Annotated in this window: 19 protein-coding genes; 9 read left to right on the top strand and 10 right to left on the bottom strand. The window is 46.2% G+C overall.

The window, feature by feature from the left end; translation table 11 throughout:
* Positions 1-114: 114 nt before the first annotated feature.
* Positions 115-774 (bottom strand): AEC family transporter, encoded by a 660-nt coding sequence (locus F5971_RS16510; RefSeq protein WP_193496137.1) that lies wholly within the window; start codon positions 772-774, stop codon positions 115-117.
* Positions 775-944: 170 nt separating this feature from the next.
* Here F5971_RS16510 and F5971_RS16515 point away from each other — a divergent pair, with 170 nt between their 5' ends.
* From F5971_RS16515 to F5971_RS16545, 7 genes are all read left to right on the top strand, one after another.
* Positions 945-2,795 carry a bifunctional sugar phosphate isomerase/epimerase/4-hydroxyphenylpyruvate dioxygenase family protein gene (locus F5971_RS16515; RefSeq protein WP_193496139.1) on the top strand — a complete coding sequence of 617 codons (1,851 nt, stop codon included), beginning with the start codon at positions 945-947 and terminating at the stop codon, positions 2,793-2,795.
* Positions 2,796-3,127: 332 nt separating this feature from the next.
* On the top strand, positions 3,128-4,138 hold the full coding sequence (locus F5971_RS16520) for an amidohydrolase family protein (protein ID WP_036512527.1): 1,011 nt from the start codon (positions 3,128-3,130) through the stop codon (positions 4,136-4,138).
* An 11-nt stretch (positions 4,139-4,149) separates the two neighbouring features.
* Positions 4,150-4,827: a 4-carboxy-4-hydroxy-2-oxoadipate aldolase/oxaloacetate decarboxylase gene (locus tag F5971_RS16525; protein ID WP_036512530.1), complete on the top strand. Its 678-nt coding sequence runs from the start codon at positions 4,150-4,152 to the stop codon at positions 4,825-4,827.
* A complete protein-coding gene (locus F5971_RS16530) occupies positions 4,820-5,872 on the top strand; it encodes a 4-oxalomesaconate tautomerase (protein WP_193496142.1) in 1,053 nt (350 codons plus the stop codon). Before F5971_RS16525 ends, F5971_RS16530 begins: the two co-directional genes overlap by 8 nt.
* Before the next feature lie 37 nt (positions 5,873-5,909).
* On the top strand, positions 5,910-6,779 hold the full coding sequence (locus F5971_RS16535) for an amidohydrolase family protein (protein ID WP_036512535.1): 870 nt from the start codon (positions 5,910-5,912) through the stop codon (positions 6,777-6,779).
* Between the two features lie 15 nt (positions 6,780-6,794).
* Entirely contained in the window at positions 6,795-7,148 is a 354-nt protein-coding gene (locus F5971_RS16540; protein WP_036512539.1) for a protocatechuate 4,5-dioxygenase subunit alpha, read from the top strand.
* Between the two features lies 1 nt (position 7,149).
* Positions 7,150-7,992: a class III extradiol dioxygenase family protein gene (locus tag F5971_RS16545; RefSeq protein WP_036512542.1), complete on the top strand. Its 843-nt coding sequence runs from the start codon at positions 7,150-7,152 to the stop codon at positions 7,990-7,992.
* A gap of 68 nt (positions 7,993-8,060) precedes the next feature.
* Here F5971_RS16545 and F5971_RS16550 read toward each other — a convergent pair whose 3' ends face one another.
* The 5 genes from F5971_RS16550 to F5971_RS16570 all read right to left on the bottom strand — a co-directional run bounded on the left by F5971_RS16550 (position 8,061) and on the right by F5971_RS16570 (position 13,051).
* Entirely contained in the window at positions 8,061-8,879 is an 819-nt protein-coding gene (locus F5971_RS16550) for a sugar phosphate isomerase/epimerase family protein (RefSeq protein WP_036512545.1), read from the bottom strand.
* A gap of 4 nt (positions 8,880-8,883) precedes the next feature.
* Positions 8,884-9,624, bottom strand: a complete 741-nt coding sequence (locus F5971_RS16555; RefSeq protein WP_051514526.1) for a hypothetical protein — start codon at positions 9,622-9,624, stop codon at positions 8,884-8,886.
* 62 nt (positions 9,625-9,686) lie between these two features.
* Entirely contained in the window at positions 9,687-10,679 is a 993-nt protein-coding gene (locus F5971_RS16560) for an aldo/keto reductase (protein WP_193496145.1), read from the bottom strand.
* A gap of 66 nt (positions 10,680-10,745) precedes the next feature.
* On the bottom strand, positions 10,746-11,690 hold the full coding sequence (locus F5971_RS16565) for a Gfo/Idh/MocA family oxidoreductase (protein ID WP_036512548.1): 945 nt from the start codon (positions 11,688-11,690) through the stop codon (positions 10,746-10,748).
* A gap of 137 nt (positions 11,691-11,827) precedes the next feature.
* On the bottom strand, positions 11,828-13,051 hold the full coding sequence (locus F5971_RS16570) for a LysR family transcriptional regulator (protein ID WP_193496147.1): 1,224 nt from the start codon (positions 13,049-13,051) through the stop codon (positions 11,828-11,830).
* Between the two features lie 233 nt (positions 13,052-13,284).
* On the opposite strand from F5971_RS16570, the gene F5971_RS16575 reads away from it, so the two are divergent.
* Entirely contained in the window at positions 13,285-13,632 is a 348-nt protein-coding gene (locus F5971_RS16575) for a protocatechuate 4,5-dioxygenase subunit alpha (RefSeq protein WP_193496149.1), read from the top strand.
* A gap of 1 nt (position 13,633) precedes the next feature.
* A complete protein-coding gene (locus F5971_RS16580) occupies positions 13,634-14,482 on the top strand; it encodes a class III extradiol dioxygenase family protein (RefSeq protein ID WP_036512557.1) in 849 nt (282 codons plus the stop codon).
* A gap of 112 nt (positions 14,483-14,594) precedes the next feature.
* Here F5971_RS16580 and F5971_RS16585 read toward each other — a convergent pair whose 3' ends face one another.
* The 4 genes from F5971_RS16585 to F5971_RS16600 all read right to left on the bottom strand — a co-directional run bounded on the left by F5971_RS16585 (position 14,595) and on the right by F5971_RS16600 (position 19,092).
* Complete coding sequence (locus F5971_RS16585; protein WP_193496151.1) at positions 14,595-16,094, bottom strand: tripartite tricarboxylate transporter permease; 1,500 nt, start codon at positions 16,092-16,094, stop codon at positions 14,595-14,597.
* Positions 16,095-16,106: 12 nt separating this feature from the next.
* A complete protein-coding gene (locus F5971_RS16590) occupies positions 16,107-16,610 on the bottom strand; it encodes a tripartite tricarboxylate transporter TctB family protein (RefSeq protein ID WP_036512560.1) in 504 nt (167 codons plus the stop codon).
* A 77-nt stretch (positions 16,611-16,687) separates the two neighbouring features.
* Positions 16,688-17,683, bottom strand: coding sequence for a tripartite tricarboxylate transporter substrate binding protein (locus F5971_RS16595; protein WP_036512562.1), 996 nt, complete (start codon positions 17,681-17,683; stop codon positions 16,688-16,690).
* A gap of 419 nt (positions 17,684-18,102) precedes the next feature.
* A complete protein-coding gene (locus F5971_RS16600; RefSeq protein ID WP_193496153.1) occupies positions 18,103-19,092 on the bottom strand; it encodes a tripartite tricarboxylate transporter substrate binding protein in 990 nt (329 codons plus the stop codon).
* Positions 19,093-19,136 lie beyond the last annotated feature (44 nt).

A 19,136-nucleotide genomic window follows, 5' to 3' on the forward strand; every position in this document is an offset into this window, starting at 1 on the left:
AGATACAGCTTCTTCTTTAAACTCAGTTGAGTACTGTTTGTAGGTTCGTTTCTGACTCATAATGACACCTCAATAGCTGACTGATATTGTCGCTAATTAAAGTGTCCAGTTCTATTAGACCAGTTCACCCCCTAACACGATCAGAGCAAGCGTTGCTGATGCACCTGAAAGCATGTTGAGCACGCGGTCCATGACTTCAGGAAGGTCTAAATGCAAGGTTGAAGCTAAAACGCCTCCTATAACGGCCAACACCAATGGGTGCTTTAGTAAACGCCAAATCACGCTAAAGAAGGTTCGTAATGGACTCACGTCCTGTCTGCGCGCCACGCTCAATTCTAAAATGAATAAAGCAATGGGAATGATCAGCATGTTTTCAATAATCAACGCCATGGCAAATGCGGCTGTCGGAGGGTGTTCGAATGCGAGCAGCATGACCGGGTAGCCAAAAAATGCACTGTTCGAGTTCGAGATGCCCAGGGCTTTTAAACCGCTTTCGGTTAAGTTCTTTTTAAATACATAGCGGGTGATCATAAGTCCCAGGCCTAGGGCTAATAAAGAGCCGCCAGCATAGGTGGTTAAGAAGAGAGGGATGATCACCTCATCAAATTCCATACGGGCCAAGGTGCTGAAAATCAGGGCAGGCAGCGTAAAGAATAAAACGATTTTACTCATGCCTTGTACCGCTTCGACTGGGACAAGCTTCGTTTTGACAGCCATGTACCCCAGTGAGATCAAAATAAATATTGGCGCGGTGGTGGCCATAATTGCAAACATGCGTGCGTTACTTTTTTTGAATGTGAATCAGAATAGATTGCATAGGCAAACGCAGGGTAAGTCCGCGCATTTGTGCTAGCATTTTCCTATCAAGTATTGGCTTTTATGCCGACTAAGCATAATTCATAGTTCAATTTTCGTATAAGAAAAAAAGATAACAGGACAATAAAATGAAAACAGCTCTAGCGACGGTGACATTATCTGGCACCTTACGTGAAAAATTTGCAGCCGCTGCGCGAGCAGGATTTGATGGGATCGAGATTTTTGAAAATGATTTGACCCAGTTCGAAGGCAGTGCAAAGGATGTGCGTTTAATGGCCGAAGATTTTGGACTTGAAATTATAGCCTTGCAGCCATTTCGAGATATGGAAGGCATGCCCGAGCCTCAGCGCAGTCTTAAGTTTTCAATGTTACAAAAAAAGATGCAGTTGGCGCATGAGTTAGGAACCAATCGCTTACTTTTCTGCAGTAATGTACAACCCTATTCTTCGGCGGATCGCCAGCGTTGTGCGGCTGATTTACATGAACTTGCTGAAATGGCCGCTCAAGAGAATATCAAGTTGGGTTATGAAGCCTTGGCTTGGGGGTATCACATTGCAGACTACCCAGATGCATGGGATTTGGTCAAGCGTGCGGACCATCCTAATTTAGGGATAGTGCTCGATACCTTTCACATGTTCTCCCGAGGCAATACATTGGATTGCCTGCGCGATGAAATTCCGCTCGATAAAATTGCCCTGGTACAAGTGGCTGATGCGCCTAGTTTGCAAATGGACGTTCTTCAATACAGCCGTCATTTCCGGTGTTTTCCAGGACAAGGGGATATGCCCGTTGTTGAGTTCTTGAATGTGCTCAAAGCGAAGGGATTTGATGATTACCTTTCGCATGAAATTTTTAATGATGAGTTCCGTTCCTCCTCGCCCTTGAAAAAGGCGATTGATGGAAAGCGCTCCTTGCTTTGGCTGGATGATCAAACCTCAACACTTGAGCCTGCATTTAAAACGCCAAGTGTTGAGGATATTGAGTTTGTAGAGTTTGGAATAGATGTGCAAGGATCAAATGAGCTGATCGATTTGCTCGAGAGCTTAGGGTTTAGCGAGACGCACCGCCATAAGTCTAAAGATGTAAGCTTGATGCGGCAGGGCAATATTAATCTGATTTTGAATAGAGAGCCGCAAAGCCAAGCGCGGGAGCACTATCAGCAACACGGTGTGTCTGTTTGTGCATTGGCTTTAGCGTGCAATGATATTAAATCGACTCTGGCGTTAGCCGAGCGTTATCAATGTGAGCGCTTCAGTCATCAAACAGGGCCGGGTGAGCTGAATATTCCCGCCATACGCGGCATTGGTAACAGTCTTGTCTATTTTGTGGATGCTAAAAGCAAAGTGCGTTTTTTTGATGTCGATTTTGAAAAGATCGATGAGTCCGATAAAGGCATAGGCCTGAATCGCATTGATCATATGGGGCAAACGGTCTCCAATACGGACTTTCTTTCAGCCGGATTCTTTTACAAATCCTTATTCGATTTTTCGATTGAAGCCAGTCAGGACTTGTCGGATATCTACGGCTTGGTGGTCAGTCGAGTGGCGGTTAGCCCTAATAAGAAAATTCGTATTCCACTGAATATGACCAATGCTCGCCATGCTTCCGCCTCGCGTTTTTTGAATAAATCCAAAGGCTCTGGCGTTCAGCAAATTGCCTTTTCCTGCGAGGATATTTTTGAGGTGGTCGCTCAGGTTGATGCGGTTCACTTATTGTCGATTCCCGAAAATTACTATCGGGATCTTGATGCGCGTTTTGATTTGGAGGCTGAGTTTGTCGCGCGCTTGCAAAGGTATAACCTTCTCTATGATCGCAACGAGGACGGCGAGTTTATACATTTCTATACCTTGGAAACCAACGGTGTGTTTTTTGAAGTGGTCCAACGTCTTGGCAACTATGACCGTTACGGCGAGGGGAATGCATTTGTCCGTTTAGCGGCGCAAGCGCGTCATGAAGCGGCTAAATTCGCCAGCGGTTAGTGGCGTTAACCCTATGAGTTATGCCGGACGCTTTCTTAGGTTGGTGTTTGGCTATTACACAAATTCCTATAGGCTGTTAGGGATGTATGCCTTGATATTAGAGGCTATTGGTTGGGTTGTTTTGCTATTATGAGGTTTGGTTATCTAAAAATACAATAGCATTTTTGTCAAAATGAAATGGCTTCCCGTCCCATCTGCCTCAATACTGATCGTGTCTTAAAATAACATTGAGCGGTCTGAAAAGTGCGCGTCTTCGCGTGTTAAAAGCACTATAAAGATGACTTGCAGGCCGCACTCGGATACGAGCTCCGAGCTGGATAGAGGATACTTACATGATCATTGATTGCCACGGTCATTACACCACCACGCCTCCCCAAGTAGGTGAGTACCGTGAAAAACAAAAAGCGTTACTGGCTGAAAACCCAGACCACATCGGTGAAAAGGGGCAGATTATCATCAGTGACGATGAAATCCGTGAAAGTATAGAAAAGAACCAGTTGCGCTTACAGCGTGAACGCGGCACCGATATGACCATTTTTTCGCCACGGGCGAGCTGGATGGGCCATCACATCGGAAATGAGCACACCAGCCGTTTTTGGACTGAACAACAAAATGACTTAATCCGCCGTGTGTGCGATTTATATCCACAGAATTTCGCGCCAGTGGCTCAATTACCCCAATCACCGGGTGTTTCTCCAGCTAAGTCTGTTGCCGAGATCGTGCGGACGGTGGAAGAAATGGGTTTTATCGGCATTAACCTGAACCCTGATCCCAGCGGTGGTTTCTGGAACGATGTGTCTTTGTCGGATCGAGCGTTTTATCCCATTTACGAAAAAATGGTGGAATATGATATTCCAGCGATGGTGCACGTCAGTGCGTCGTGCAACAGCTGCTTTCATACCACAGGATCTCATTATCTAGGTGCGGACACGACGGCCTTCCAGCAGCTCATGATGTCTGATGTGTTTAAAGACTTCCCCACATTAAAGATCATTATTCCGCATGGCGGTGGTGCTGTTCCGTATCATTGGGGACGCTTCCGTGGCTTGGCGCAAGACGCAGGTTTGCCACCTCTGGAAGAGCTGGTGTTGAAAAACGTGTTCTTCGATACCTGTGTATATCACCAGAAAGGGATCGATCTATTGCTGGATATCCTTCCGGTTGAAAACATCCTGTTTGCGTCAGAAATGATTGGTGCCGTCCGCGGAATTGATCCTGAAACGGGTCATTATTTTGACGATACCAAACGTTACATCGACAACAACACGCGCTTAAATGAGAGTGAAAAAGCACAAATATTTGAGCATAACATTCGCCGTGTTTTTAGCCGTCTGAAGGTGTAATAGGAGTCTCCATGAATAAGCCAGTTGTAGTACAAACTATTGAGCGTGTAGAGTCATCCATTATTGAAGGATTGGCGCAATGTGGTGTAGCGACCATTCATGAGTCGCAAGGACGTAAAGGGCTGCTGGCGCATTATATGCGACCAATCATCGATGATATTTGCATCGCAGGCAGTGCCATCACTATTTCCGGTGCACCGGGTGATAATTGGATGATGCATGTGGCCATTGAACAAGCCCAAGCCGGTGATATGTTGGTCTTTTCACCGACGTCTGCCTGCGATGATGGTTTTTTTGGCGATTTGTTAGCGACCTCTGCGCAAGCGCGCGGTGTTGTCGGACTGATTATTGATGCTGGCGTGCGTGATATTCGTGATTTGCGCAGAATGCACTTTCCAGTTTGGTCAAAATGCGTACACGCTCAGGGCACGGTAAAAGAAACCCTTGGTTCCGTTAATATTCCAATCGTCTGTGCACAAGCCTACATCCAGCCAGGCGATGTTATTGTTGCGGATGATGACGGCGTTGTTGTGGTACGTCGGGAGGAGGCCGCTGAGGTGTTGCGTTTATCCTTAGAGCGCATGCAGCGCGAAGAAGATAAGCGTGTACGTCTGGCCAACGGTGAGTTGGGGTTGGATATCTATGATATGCGCCCGCGTTTGGCTGAAAAAGGGCTTAAGTATGTCTAACGCCATTCCTTGTATGTGGATGCGCGGTGGAACGTCTAAAGGTGGCTTTTTTCTGGCCTCTGATTTACCCAGTGACAGTGCGCTGCGCGATGAAGTGTTGTTGAAAGTGATGGGCTCACCAGACCCGCGTCAAATTGACGGTATGGGGGGAGCCGATCCGTTAACGTCGAAGGTTGCCGTGGTCAAACCCTCTGTGCGTGAAGATGCGGATGTCGATTACTTATTTCTGCAAGTTTATGTAGATCAAGCCTTGGTGAGTGATGCGCAAAACTGCGGCAATATGCTAGCCGCCGTCGCGCCCTTTGCCATTGAGAGAGGACTGGTTCACGCCGATGCCGACGAAACGCTGGTACGAATTTTCATGGAAAACACAGGGCAAGTGACGCAGGCTCGTGTCGCAACGCCTAGGGGGCAAGTGAGCTATCAAGGTGATGCGCGCATTGACGGTGTACCGGGCAGCGCAGCAGCGATCCCCTTAACCTTTATGGATACGGCGGGCTCAAGCTGTGGCAGCTTACTGCCAACAGGCAATACAGTGGATATTATTGAAGGGGTCGAAGTGACCTTAATCGATAACGGTATGCCTGTCGTTGTGCTGAATGCAGCGGATTTTGATATCACTGGGCAAGAAACACGAGACGAGCTGGAGCAGAACGAGGTTCTAAAAGCGCGCTTAGAGGTGATTCGCTTAAAGGCAGGACCCCTCATGAACCTAGGGGATGTGACTCACAAATCCGTCCCTAAAATGAGCTTGGTCAGCGCACCTACGCGGGGCGGGAGTTTGTCAACGCGGACCTTTATTCCTCATCGTTGCCATGCCTCCATTGGCGTTCTAGGAGCCGTGAGCGTTGCGACCGCAGCCATGCTACCCGGATCCCCCGCAGCCAAAGTGGCTGATTTAACACTTTCTCACTCAACGCAGTGTGAAGTTGAACATCCCATCGGTTCCATGACCGTGATCCTTGAGAGTGAGGGCGGGCACGTCACTTCCGCCGCTATTTTACGAACGGCTCGCAAGCTGTTTGACGGCCAAGTCTTTGTCTAAACATAGTGAACATTTTAATAATATAGGTATAAAAACGATGGATGCTGATTATTTACCCTTTCATCCCAGCCCCAGTAAGCCCAAGTATCAAGCGCCAGCCGGAGCGGTAGATGCGCATTGTCATGTCTTTGGTCCAGCGGATCAGTTTCCCTACCACCCAAAGCGCAAGTATACCCCTTGCGATGCCTCGAAAGAGCAGTTATTCAGCCTGCGTGATTTTTTGGGTTTTGAACGTAATGTGATTGTGCAAGCGTCCTGCCATGGCACCGATAACGCCGCATTGATCGACGCCCTCAACGCAGCGGGAGAGCTCGCTAGAGGGGTGGCCGTTGTTGATCCGGCCATTACTGAAGCGGAGTTGCAAGAAATGCACGACGCAGGTGTCCGTGGGGTGCGGTTTAATTTTGTGAAGCGTCTAGTAGACACAACGCCTAAAGAGGTTTTCTTGTCGATTGCCGAGAAAATAAAACCTCTGGGCTGGCATATTGTTGTGTATTTTGAAGCACCGGATCTTGAAGGGTTGATTCCTTTCTTAAAGCAACTGGATAGTGTCATCGTGGTTGATCACATGGGACGTCCTGATGTTGAAAAGGGTGTAGATCATCCTGATTTTGAACGTTTTGTGAATCTATTGGCCGATAATCCGAATATCTGGACCAAAGTCAGCTGTCCAGAGCGTCTGACGCTGCAAGCGCCGGACTATTCTGATGTGGTTCCGTTTGCCAAAAAACTGGTTGAGCGTTTCCCGGATCGTGTGCTTTGGGGCACCGATTGGCCGCATCCGAATATGAAGTCTCATGTACCTGATGATGGTCATCTTGTGGATGTGATTCCACAGATTGCGCCGACAGCCGAACTCCAGCAAGCTCTGCTGGTCGATAACCCTATGAGACTCTATTGGTCCTAAGCGGCGGAGAATACCATGCCTTTACCTAAACCTAATTTACCCGGGACCTACATTTTTGATGGGGGACTGTCCAATAAAGGATATGCGCTGAATAAAATGTGCTACTCCTTTAATAATGTAACCGCCCGCGAAGCCTTCATGGCGGATGAAGCGGCGTATTGCGATCAGTTTGGCCTAAGTGATGCACAAAAAAAAGCCATTCTTGATCGCGATATTATTGGGCTATTGAGCGAGGGGGGCAGCATTTATTATTTAGCGAAGTTTGCAGGCCTCTTGAAGTTAAATATGCAAGATATTGGCGCCTTACAAACGGGTATGAGCGTAGATGAGTTTAAAGAAATGCTCAGAAAAAATGGGGCGGGAGAGTAAAATGGCTAAGATTATCGGTGCGGTCACAACCTCACATATACCAGCGATTGGCATGGCAATGGACAATAAGCTGGAGCAAACGCCCTATTGGAAGCCATTTTTTGATGCTTATCCTCCTGTGCGAGCCTGGTTAAATGAGAAAAAACCGGATGTGGTGGTTATTTTTTACAATGATCATGGCTTAGAGTTTTTCTTGGATCGCAAGCCGACGTTTGCGATTGGAACGGCGGCTCAATACCTCAATGCAGATGAGGGCTGGGGGATTAACACGATTCCACCGGTCACGGGTGAAACAGAGCTGTCTTGGCATATCGCTACGGATCTGGTTGAGAACGAGTTTGATATCACGATTTGCCAAGAAATGCGCGTGGATCATGGCTTAACCGTTCCGTTAAGTTTGATGTGGCCGGGCCATGCATACGGTCATGTGAAGGTGATTCCGGTTTGCATTAACTGTGAGCGTTATCCAATGCCAACACCCGCACGCTGCTTTAAGCTGGGTCAGGCCATTGGCCGTGCGATAGAGTCCTTTGATCAGGATTTGAATGTTGTTCTGTTTGGTACTGGCGGCTTGTCTCATCAGTTGGATGGGGAACGTGCTGGCTTTATCAATCGTGAGTTTGATATTGACTGCATGAACAAGATCGTGACGGCACCTGAAGAGCTGACTAAATTGAGCAACTACGATCTGATGGAAATCGGTGGCGCGCAGGGTGTTGAGCTGAATATGTGGCTGGCAATGCGCGGTGCGTTAACCGGTAATATTACGGAGCTGCATCGCAACTATCATGCGCCTATTTCAAATACAGGCGCTGGGTTGTTGTTGCTGGAGCATGAACACTAAGATTGGCTCGTAAAAAAACCGCATTTTGTCAGTGGCAGATGCGGTTTTTTTTGCGTTATTCTCAAGGTTTATCGCGTAGTAAACTTTGATGTGAAGGCTAACACTTGCTTTAACGACTCGTAAGGGTCAAGCAGTTGATACTGTTGGTCATTGGCAAAGATCGAAAATAAGCCTTTGTATTGCCGTTGATTTAACTCCGTAATCAGGCTTTGAATGCCGAGCTCATGGAATCCTTGTCCGGGAATTAAGCGCTTGTGGTGATAGGTTTCTATTTGATCTTCGAGCGAGTAGGTCATGCTTGACGCAAAATCTGAGCATTGAACCAGAAAAATACGAGACGTTGGAATGGATGCCACAACGGACAGGTCTTCGGATTCGCTAAAAAAATGGAAAGTGTCTAATACCAGTCCTAAGTTAGGGCTGTTGATTTCATCAACAAGCGATAACGCCTCTTGATAACTGCCAATATACGGCGACCAAGATAAGGCTTTCAGGCCAATTTTAACCTTATAAGGAATGGCCAGGTTGGCTAGAGCTTGTAAATCTTCTTTAATGCGTTCCGCTTGAATATTGCGTGATCGAATCGTTGGAGGGGTGACAATTAATAATTCACAGCCTAAGCGATTCATGGTTTTAATATAGGATTTGGCCAAATCCATATCGTATTCATGAATATGGCTGTTGTTGCCCCCGAACTCTCGCAAGCCTGAAGAGCTGCCAATCTTTATATCATGGTTTTGAATGAACTCGCGGATTTGGTCGATATCGCGTACATCCGCACCGAAATCATGATGGCTCAAATCAATAGTGGTAAAGCCTGCATCACGAATCAGCTTTAAGGATTCAGGGTGAGTTGAGTTCACTAAGCTGGCAGAAATGGAGAACATAGGCCTAAATCACTTTAAAATTAACGGCAAGATTTGAAGGTCGTGAGGGTGTGACGCTTGTGTGTTCTTCGCACGCCTTAAAACCAATTTCATCAAAGTATTCACTTTGTGAGTTGTCAGTATTTTCAGCTAGGCTCAGTTCCACGCCTTGTTTACCCGGAATACGCAAGGTGGATTCATTTAAGGACTCGAAGCCCAGCAGGTTTTTAAAGAACGCCATCCAGGCGGGTAAGCGGCCTTCTTCAATTTTAATTGAAAGGTGGTCAATGTGAGACAGTCGTTCCGGCTGCATCTTGGGTGAGTCTAGCATTTTGAAGTCAATTTCATAAATGCTGACGTCTTCACGCAGTTGATCCACTAAGTAAATCTGAGTGCCGCCGACACCTTCGATTCCAGGAATGTTCAGCTCCATGGGACCAGAGCGGCTGGTGCAGTTCCAGCCACCGCGTTTTAACAGTTCAGTATGGCACTTGATGGCATCTGAGCATTTCAAGCAAATGGCATAGATGGAGATGCCTGTCTCTTCAAGGTAGGCTTTGGCAATAGAGTCATCGGCACAGTTAACAATGATATTGATGGCACCTTGTTTAAATAAATAAACACGTTTACGGCGATGCTGAGCAATTAACGAAAATCCATAGTCCTCAAGAAATGTTTGAACCTCGTTGAGTTCATTGGCCAACAGCTCAATAAACTCAATGCCTAAAATTTCAAAGTCAGAAGTATCGGTTTTATCACTGCTCATAAGGTGCCCTAAGTCTAATCATATTCGCCCACTATAGCATTTTACCTAGGCTTGAATCACGTTTAGTTAAACTCTTCTGTATCAATTTCTTGCTGTTGAGCTGCGTTGTAACGCGGGCCACTGACCGTCTTTTGATTGATTAATTCATTCAAGCATGACAGCTGCTCAGGGGTAAGCGCGATGTTTCCTGCTGTGAAGTTATCCTGCATGTGTTCAATAGAGCGAGTGCCCGGAATGGCCAATATATGCTCACCCTGATGCAACACCCAAGCCAGTGCTAACTGGGCCAAACTCAGTTCCCATGATTCGGCAAGGGTTTGGAATTTGGTTAATAACTTCAAATTGTTATTCAGGTGCTCACCTTGAAATCTGGGCATGTTCAAGCGAATGTCTTGAGCCACCAAGTGCTCGGTGGAGCAGACACTTGCGGTTAAAAAACCACGTGCCAGAGGGCTAAAGGCAACTAGACTGATCCCTAAGTCTTGGCAGGTATCTTTAACGGCAATTTCAGGGTTGCGAGTCCACAAGGAGTATTCTGATTGCACGGCGCTGATGGGCGCTTCTTTATGGGCTTTTGTCAGAGTGGCTGCTGAAACCTCAGACAAGCCAATCGATCTGATTTTGCCTTCACGCATTAAGTCAGCAAGCGCGCCGACACTTTCTGTGATATCAACGGCTGGATCTTTGCGGTGCAAGTAGTAAAGATCAATCACGTCTGTATTGAGTCGACGTAAGCTGTCTTCACACTGTTGACGAAGTGTAGATGGGCGCCCATCAATCACTTTTTTGCCTTCTTCGTTTATGGCCATACCGCATTTACTGGCCAGAAAAAAATCCTCGCGGATGTCTGAGAGGGCTTTTCCAATTAAGCGCTCATTGGTGCCTTTTCCGTAAAGTGTCGCTGTATCAAAGTGGCGATAGCCTAAATCAAACGCTTTACGTAAGGCACTAAGCGCTTCAGTTTCGGATAAAGGAGTGCCATACGCATGGGAAAGATTCATGCAGCCTAAACCTATTCTAGACTGCTGAAAATGGGGCTCGAATATATGAGGCATGGGAGTAAAGTATCCTTATATGCTGTGAAGTGCAGCGCACTTCACGATCTACTCAAAAAATGAGTTTTAGTTGAGTGATTGCTCCAGTCTGTGCAAGGTTTCCATTGCAGGTAAGCACTGAGCAACACTTGAGTTGGGTTCACGGCCTTCACGAATGGCGGCGATAAATTCACGATCTTGCAGTTCTATACCGTTGTTAGAGACCGCAACACCCGTTAAATCTATTTTATTTTCGTGACCATCGTAAAGATCATCATAGCGCGCGATGTATGTACCCTTATCGCAAATATAACGGAAAAAAGTGCCGAATGGGCCATCGTTATTGAACGAAAGTGACAGAGTGCAAATGGCTCCATTAGGCACTTTCATGCCAATGCTCATGTCCATGGCAATCCCCAATTCTGGGTGGATAGGCCCTTGTAATGCTTGTACTCTGTCGGCGGTTTGACCTGTTTGATATTGGAAAAGATCAACGGTATGGCAAGCATGGTGCCACAATAAGTGATCGGTCCATGAGCGAGCCTGTCCTAATGCATTTTTGTTTGAGCGACGGAAAAAGTAGGTTTGAACATCCATTTGTTGAACAGTGAGTTCACCTGCCAGGATTTTGTTGTGAATCCACTGATGGCTAGGGTTAAAGCGGCGCGTATGTCCCGCCATGGCAACCAATCCCGTTTGTTGTTGAACCTCAACTAGACGACGAGCGTCTTCAATGTTGTCGGCCATCGGAATTTCAACCATGACATGTTTGCCTGCTTCTAAGCATTGAATCGCTTGAGATGCATGCATTTGTGTGGGAGTGGCTAAGATCACGCCATCCACATCTTCGCGTGCTAAACTTTCAGCAAGATCGGTTGTATAGTGAGCTATGCCTCGTTCTTCGGCAAACGCTTTGATGCTCTCAATACGTGTCCCGACAACAGAGGTAACCTCAACCCCTTCAATTTGAGCTAAAGCGTCAAGGTGTTTCATACCAAAGGCACCTGAGGCGCCCGCTACACAAATTCTCATGCGTATCTCCTACTGATTAGACGTATCTTTTTTAAAGGCTAGGGTTAATTGGATTGATTTCAATCTAGCATTCAGTTTGGAATATGAACAATCGATAAACCGCGATAGCTATTCATTTTTTGAAAGTGAACGATGACTTACTCCGCAGTGTAGGATTTAGAAACCTCCTTCAGCAGGTCAATGAAATAGGATTGTCGAGGTGTCGGTAGCCAGTTTTTTCGAAGGCTTAAGCCGATGGGCCGCCTTGTGTGCTCAAGGGGTAGCGGCAAGACCTGTAGTAGTCCAAGCGATAGCTCACGATGCATTTGATGCGCAGAAATGAGGGCCAGTCGGTCGCTTTCCAGTAGCAGTTCTCTAATAAGTATTTGAGAACTGGACTCCGTAATACGATGGGGTAATGGCTGCTCCGCTTGATTAAAAAGATCTTCAAATGAGCGACGAGTTGGCGTACCTTGCGCGGGAATAACCCAAGAATAGTCGACAAGGTCTTTGGCCGTAATCTTCGAAAAATGGCTTAGGGGATGACCCTTGCGTGCGATTAAGGATAAAGGAGGAGAGAGTAGCTCGGTTTGCTCTATGTCGTCGGCTGGAGTGGGGAAGCGTAAGGCACCGAGCAGTAAATCGATATCCCCTTGACGTAAATGATGGAGTAAGTCGTTGTAAGGGCCTTCGATGATGGTGAGGTTGATATCAGGGTAGGTTTTGGAAAACGCATTGATGGTTTGTGGCAATAAATGCGTGCGCGCAAGCGGCATGCTGCCGATGGCAATGCTGCCGACCTCCTTGAACTGGAGCGAATTTATTTCGTAATATCCCTGACGAATTTCAGAGAAGGCAAGTTTGGTGGCTTTTGTCAGTGTTCGAGCCGCTTTAGTGGATGCAATGCCTAGACTCGTTTTTTCAAATAACACCACACCCAGTAAGCGTTCCAACTCGCGGGCAGCGCGATGAACAGAGGATTGAGACACCGCAATATTGCGACTGGCAATGCTAAAGTTTTGCGCATCACAGACGGCGATGAGTGCCCTGAGTTGAGTGGTGGTGATGAGTGTTAGAAGGCCTTTTCCCGACGTTACCGTTTTATGGGGTGTCTCTTTTGCAATATCTAAGCAGCCCAGCTGTAAGTGTTCCAATGCACGTTGAACACGGCGTTGCCATACGGCTCCGGCTTCTGTTGGATACATGCCATCGGAGTGACGTTCAAAGAGTTGTGTGTTGAGTTGTATTTCAAGTTTTGCAATCGCTTGTGTAATAGCGGGTTGAGAAAGAAAAATACTTTCAGATGCCCGGGTTATGCTTTTGCGCTCCGCAACCTCTAAAAAAACGCGTAAATGTCTTAGGTTGGGTATGGTCATGTTCATGCTAGGTTCCTCAGCGGTAACTCAGCTAACTATATCAAAATTGAATGATAAATAAAGCATAATCAAATAAAGATTTATTTTTTAAATGCGTTTTTTGTGCTTTATTTAAAGGTTAAATTCTTTTTGTTAAATTTTGTTTTTTTATATTAAGTTCTATGTTGATTTATGTCATAAAAAAATATCTTTAGTCGTGTTTATATTGATCATCTATCAAGAATAAATAGGTGATTTAAATGAACACTTCATATGAAGATATACCCGGAACTATTATGTTTGATGGCCAGATGGCCACCTTAGGTTATCCACTCAATAAAATGTGCTACTCATTTAACGATGCTGAGGCTCGCAATGCGTTTTTTGCGGATGAAGAGGCTTACTGTCAACTGTTTGGCTTAAGTGATGCTCAGAAAAAAGCGATTAAGGATCGGGATGTTCTGGAGCTCTTAAGGCAGGGTGGCAGTATTTACTATTTGGCAAAATTTGCAGGTATTTTAGGTTTAAATGTCCAGGATGTGGGGGCTTTGCAAACTGGTATGAGTGTTGATGAGTTCAAAGCAATGTTAGTGAAGGCAGGAGAGTAAAATGGCTAAAATACTAGGTGGAATTGCAACGTCTCATATTCCGGCTATCGGTATGGCAATGGATAAGCAATTAGAGCAGACGCCGTATTGGAAAGCTTTTTTTGAATCTTACCCACCAATACGTGAATGGTTAAATGCACAAGCACCGGATATCGCAATTATTTTTTATAATGATCATGGTTTAGAGTTTTTCCATGACAAGAAGCCAACCTTTGCTATAGGTGCGGCACCTGAATATCACAATGCCGATGAAGGGTGGGGAATTCAGCCTATTCCTCCGGTGACCGGTGAAACTGAGTTGTCATGGCACATCATTAATGAGTTGATTGCGGCTGAATTTGATATCACCGTGTGTCAGGAAATGCGTGTCGATCATGGTTTGACCGTCCCCTTAACCCTAATGTGGCCTGGGCATCAATATGGGCACGTCAAAGTGATACCCATTGCGATTAATTGTGAGCGTCACCCGATGCCGACACCCGCACGCTGCTTCAAGCTAGGCCAAGCGGTTGGGGCGGCAGTCCATTCGTACACCGGATCTGAAAAGGTTATTATTATGGGGACGGGGGGCTTATCGCATCAGTTGGATGGTGAGCGTGCAGGGTTTATTAATAAGCCGTTTGATCTGTATTGTATGGATAAAATCGTCCATGAGCCGGAAGCCTTGACGCGTTTAAGCATTCACGACTTAGTCAGAGAGGCGGGTGCGCAGGGTGTTGAGTTGAATATGTGGTTGGCGATGCGAGGTGCACTTGAGGGCGGTGTTCTAACCGAGTTGCATCGCAGCTATCATTTGCCGATTTCAAATACAGGTGCGGGAGTGCAGCTGTTAGCGATGAACGAAGGCTAGTCGTGGCCCACCCTGAAAAAACAGGGTGGGCTGGTTCGATTTGGATGAAAAAAAGCCCCAGCAGTGTACTGGGGCAAAGGGTATATGCTTGAGTTTGAAGGCCTATGAACTGTTACGTGTTTTTGGGCTTGAAAACTTTCTTCCAGATCGGTGTTTGCGATAGTAAGATCAAGATGATTGCCAGCAGCAAGGTGGCTGACAAGGGGCTGCTAATCATGTTGATAAAGAAGTTCGAAAGATCACCTCTCTCAGACATGATGGCACGACGCCAGTTATCATCAATTAGACGGCTTAAAATCACCCCGAGGATAATCGGCCCTACAGGTACACCGTACATCTTAAAAAAGTAACCCAGCATACCGAAGCCTAGCATCCACCAAACATCCGCGATGGAGTTGTTGATGGAGTAAGCGCCAACAATCGACAGTAGGAAAATAACGGGTATTAGAATGCCTTTTGGACACTCGACTATTTTTGAGAAGAGGCGAATGCCCGTTAAGCCGAAGATAAGCACAAATATATTGGCGAGCGTCAGGTTCCCCACTGTAAACCAGAACATCTCAGGGCGCTCAATCATCAGCATAGGCCCGGGATTCAAACCGTGAATGAACAATGCACCGATGAAGACTGCGGTCACGGCATCGCCAGGAATTCCAAGTGTCAGCATGGGGATGTACGCACCACCAACGGCGGCATTATTTGCAGACTCCGGGGCTACCAAGCCTTCTTTAGCACCCTTACCAAACTCGACCTCTGGATTTTTTGTGGAGCGTTTCGCTTGGTCATATGCCATGAGTGCAGCAATATCGCCTCCAACGCCAGGCAAAGAACCCACGCCAACACCGATTGCAGACGAGCGCAAACTTAAGGGTAGGTATTTTTTAACGTCACCCCATTTAGGAATCAGACGATCAATGCGCTGCTTGACGGCAACTTTATCCATGTGATGCAGCTGCGAGAGTGCTTCGGTGATACCAAAAAGCCCGATCATTACCGCAATTGGGTTAATACCGCTCCAGAGTTCAACCACACCATAGGTGAAGCGCTCCTCAGCCGTGAGAGGGTCGAGGCCAACTGTACCGATCAGAATACCAAACGCACCGGCAAATAGCCCTTTTGCCATATTGCCGCCGGATAAAGATCCAACCAGTAAAATACCGAGAAGGCCGAGTAATAAATAGTCGCGTGGTTGAAACGTCAGCGCAAAATCGCTGACATGCGGTGCAGCAACGGCAAGTACGATAATGCCCACAAAACCACCGATCACGGACATGACGGTTGAAAGACCAATGGCTTCGCCGGCTTTACCCTGTTGCGCCAATGGGTAACCATCAAGGGCCGTTGCGATTGCCGAGGGGGCGCCTGGAATATTTAACAAAATAGCTGTTCTAGAGCCGCCGTATACTCCACCCATATAAACGCCCACCATTAAACAGAGGGCGCTGTTTACATCCCAAGAGAATGTAAAGGATATTAAAATGGAGACGGCCATGGTCACTGACAGGCCGGGAATGGCACCGACATAAATACCTAAAAAAGTACCCAGTGCCGTTAGAAACATGAGCTCAGGTGAAACCCAGGAAATACTGAAATATTGCAAAGCTTCAAACATGGTACATTCCTGCTAACTGAATAGGTTTCGAATTGCAGCGATGATTTCACGCTCAGGCACGATCCCTTCAGGCAAAATGACCTGAAAGATGAGGCGAAAAACAACGTAAACAGTAATTAAAGAAATTAGCGCTAATCCTAATGTAATTAAAAAGTGCTTTCGGTATAAAAACTGAATACTGATGACCAAAAAGGTAAACGTGGAAACAATAAATCCTAGTTTTTCAAGTACAACGGAATAAATTAAAATAAACGCTAATATAATTGAAACAATCGGAGGTAATACGTGTGTAAAAAACAACGTGTGGTTTTCTAAAGGTTTTTTTAGCGTTTTCACAAAACTAAAACAGGCCGACATAACCATAATAGCGGAAGCAGCTAAGGGCAAAGAGCCGGGCGAGCTGATTGATGAAAATCCTGATATTGAATAGGCTTGCCAAAAAATCACTAAACTTAATATAACCAGTACGAAGCTAAAAACAACTTCACCGGGCATTCGTGTGCTGATACCAGTCATCCTGCCTCCGAATTTTACAAATTTTTAATATGAACGATGAGGTAAGGCATATAGCCTTGCCCCATCGTGTAATAACCTTAGTTATTTGGGCGAGGTATACCAAACTCTTCAGGCGAGTTTTTAGAGAAACCTGCGTCATGCACTAACCAAGATGATACTGAGCGATAGCTGTCAAGGAACTGACGTGCTTCATCACCAGAAATGTTCATCATGGTAAAGCCGCGACCGTTGATCAGGTCGACGAAGTCAGGATGCTCTGCACCTTTGCTATACGCATTGGTCAGTGTTTCTACAACACTGTCAGGCGTGCCATTTTTAACGAAGACACCAAAGAAGGGTCCCCAAGGCAAGTAAGAGCTAAAGCCAGGGATTTCATCGACGATTGGCGCAACGCCGGGTAATAGATCGTTCGCTTCAACGTCGACGAGACCAATCGCTTTTAAGCGGCCTGCACGAATATGCTCAATGGCTGCACCGAGTACCGCTGGCATAATATCAATTGTACCGCCTTGAAGTGCGGTTAAGGCAGGGCCGTCACCATCGTACGGGATGGTGGTTAAATCGACTTTAACTTGGCTGTCAAGCATGGCAAGGACGATGGATGTCAAACCGCCGGCACCGGTTGAGCCTGTACGGACTTTACCTGGGTTGGCTTTGGCGTATTCAACAAATTCAGTCATTGTATTGAATGGAGCATCATTATGCGCAACAAAAATGGGGGTACCACGTGCAATAATGTTCACAGGGATCATATCGTTGTAATCGATATCCGCAAGTCCCAAGACCTTGTACATCTGTGGGTTTTCGGCGCCCAGTAATAGTGTGTAGCCATCAGCGCGTCTGGATTCGACAAAGCGTGTTGCAATGACGCCAACGCCACCTGTTCTGTTTGATAAAATAATGCTTTTACCCAGCTCTTTTTCGACATGAGGCGTGATGGCTCTCATGACGGTGTCTGTTGAGCCACCCGCACCCCATTGAATGATGCCTTGAATGTCTTTAGTGGGGTAGTCAGCCAACGCGGCACTTGAAAAGGCGATAGCGGCAATCGCGCTTATTATTGTTTTTTTCATAGGTTACTCCAATTATTATCATTCTGACTAGCAAACAAATTTTCTCTCATTATAAACTCTATGTTAACAATGAGATACTTGTTTAAGGCTGATTGAAAAATGCTATTCTGATAGAAAGGCCTACAGAAATAACGATTCAGACTTGGTACGAAGTATTGTTTGGCCCGCGCCATAAGACAATTCCATTTTTCTGACAATAATATTGTATTTTTAGATAGCGATTAGATTTTTTGCATTTTTGAAATTTCTTTTATTTCTTAACTTATTGATTTATAAGTATATATTTTTCATTTTTTGTTAGTTTGATATTGGCTTTCAAGGGCATTATTCTATTTTAGTATGTGTGGCTCACTCGAGAAATCTGGCACTTACTCCTAAGAGATAAGCACCAGAAGGCTGCTTTTAAATGCTGTACTGCATCAAGGCTTGGGTATTCCATACTCCTCAGGTGAGTGCTTTGAAAATCCGGCTTCATGAACAACCCAAGATGAGACAGAGCGATAGCTGCTTAAAAAGTCTTCCGCTTCTTTCCCAGAGGCATTCATGATGATGAAGCCACGGTTTTCCATTAATTCAACAAACTCTGGATGCTGTGCACCTTTGTTAAATGCGTTCACTAACGTATCGACTGCCGCGTCGGGTGTGCCTTTTTTGACGAAAACACCAAAGAAAGGCCCCCAGGGTAAATAGTCTTTGAATCCAGGGAATTCATCGGTAATCGGTGCGACCCCCGGAAGTACAGGATGGGACGCTGTGTCTACTAAACCAATGACCTTCATGCGCCCTGCTCGAACATGCTCAATTGCTGCGCCCAATACGGCGGGCATAATATCGATTGCACCCCCTTGCAGAGCGGTCAACGCAGGGCCGTCACCATCGTAGGGAATGTTCGTTAATTCAATGCTTACCTGAGACTCCAGCATGGCCAATACGATGGAGGTTAATCCACCTGTACCCGTTGATCCAACTTTGACACTGCCGGGATTGGCCTTTGCATATTCAACCATTTCGGACATGGTGTTGTAGGGCGCATCGTTGTTTGCAACAAACATGGGAATGCCGCGTGCCAATAGATTAATGGGCACCATGTCGTTGTAATCGACATCCGCAAGACCAAGCACTTTATACATCTGTGGATTTTCAGCACCCATTAAAAGGGTATAGCCGTCAGCGCGTCGAGACTCTACATAGCGCATGGCAATAACCCCAACTCCGCCAGTACGATTCGATAAAACAATGCTTTTACCCAGTTCTTTTTCAACATGCGGGGTGACGGAGCGCATGACGGTGTCGGTTGAACCGCCAGCGCCCCATTGAATAATTCCTTGAATATCTTTGGTTGGAAAGTCAGCCCACGCGCTAGCGGAAAGGGCGAGTGCTACAAAACTTGTCATTATTGTTTTTTTCATGTTTTTCTCCAAAGTGTTTGTCGGTTTTTAATGCTCAGGTGTGG

The organism is Nitrincola alkalisediminis (genome assembly GCF_009821115.1).
GTDB classification, from domain to species: Bacteria; Pseudomonadota; Gammaproteobacteria; order Pseudomonadales; family Balneatricaceae; genus Nitrincola; species Nitrincola alkalisediminis.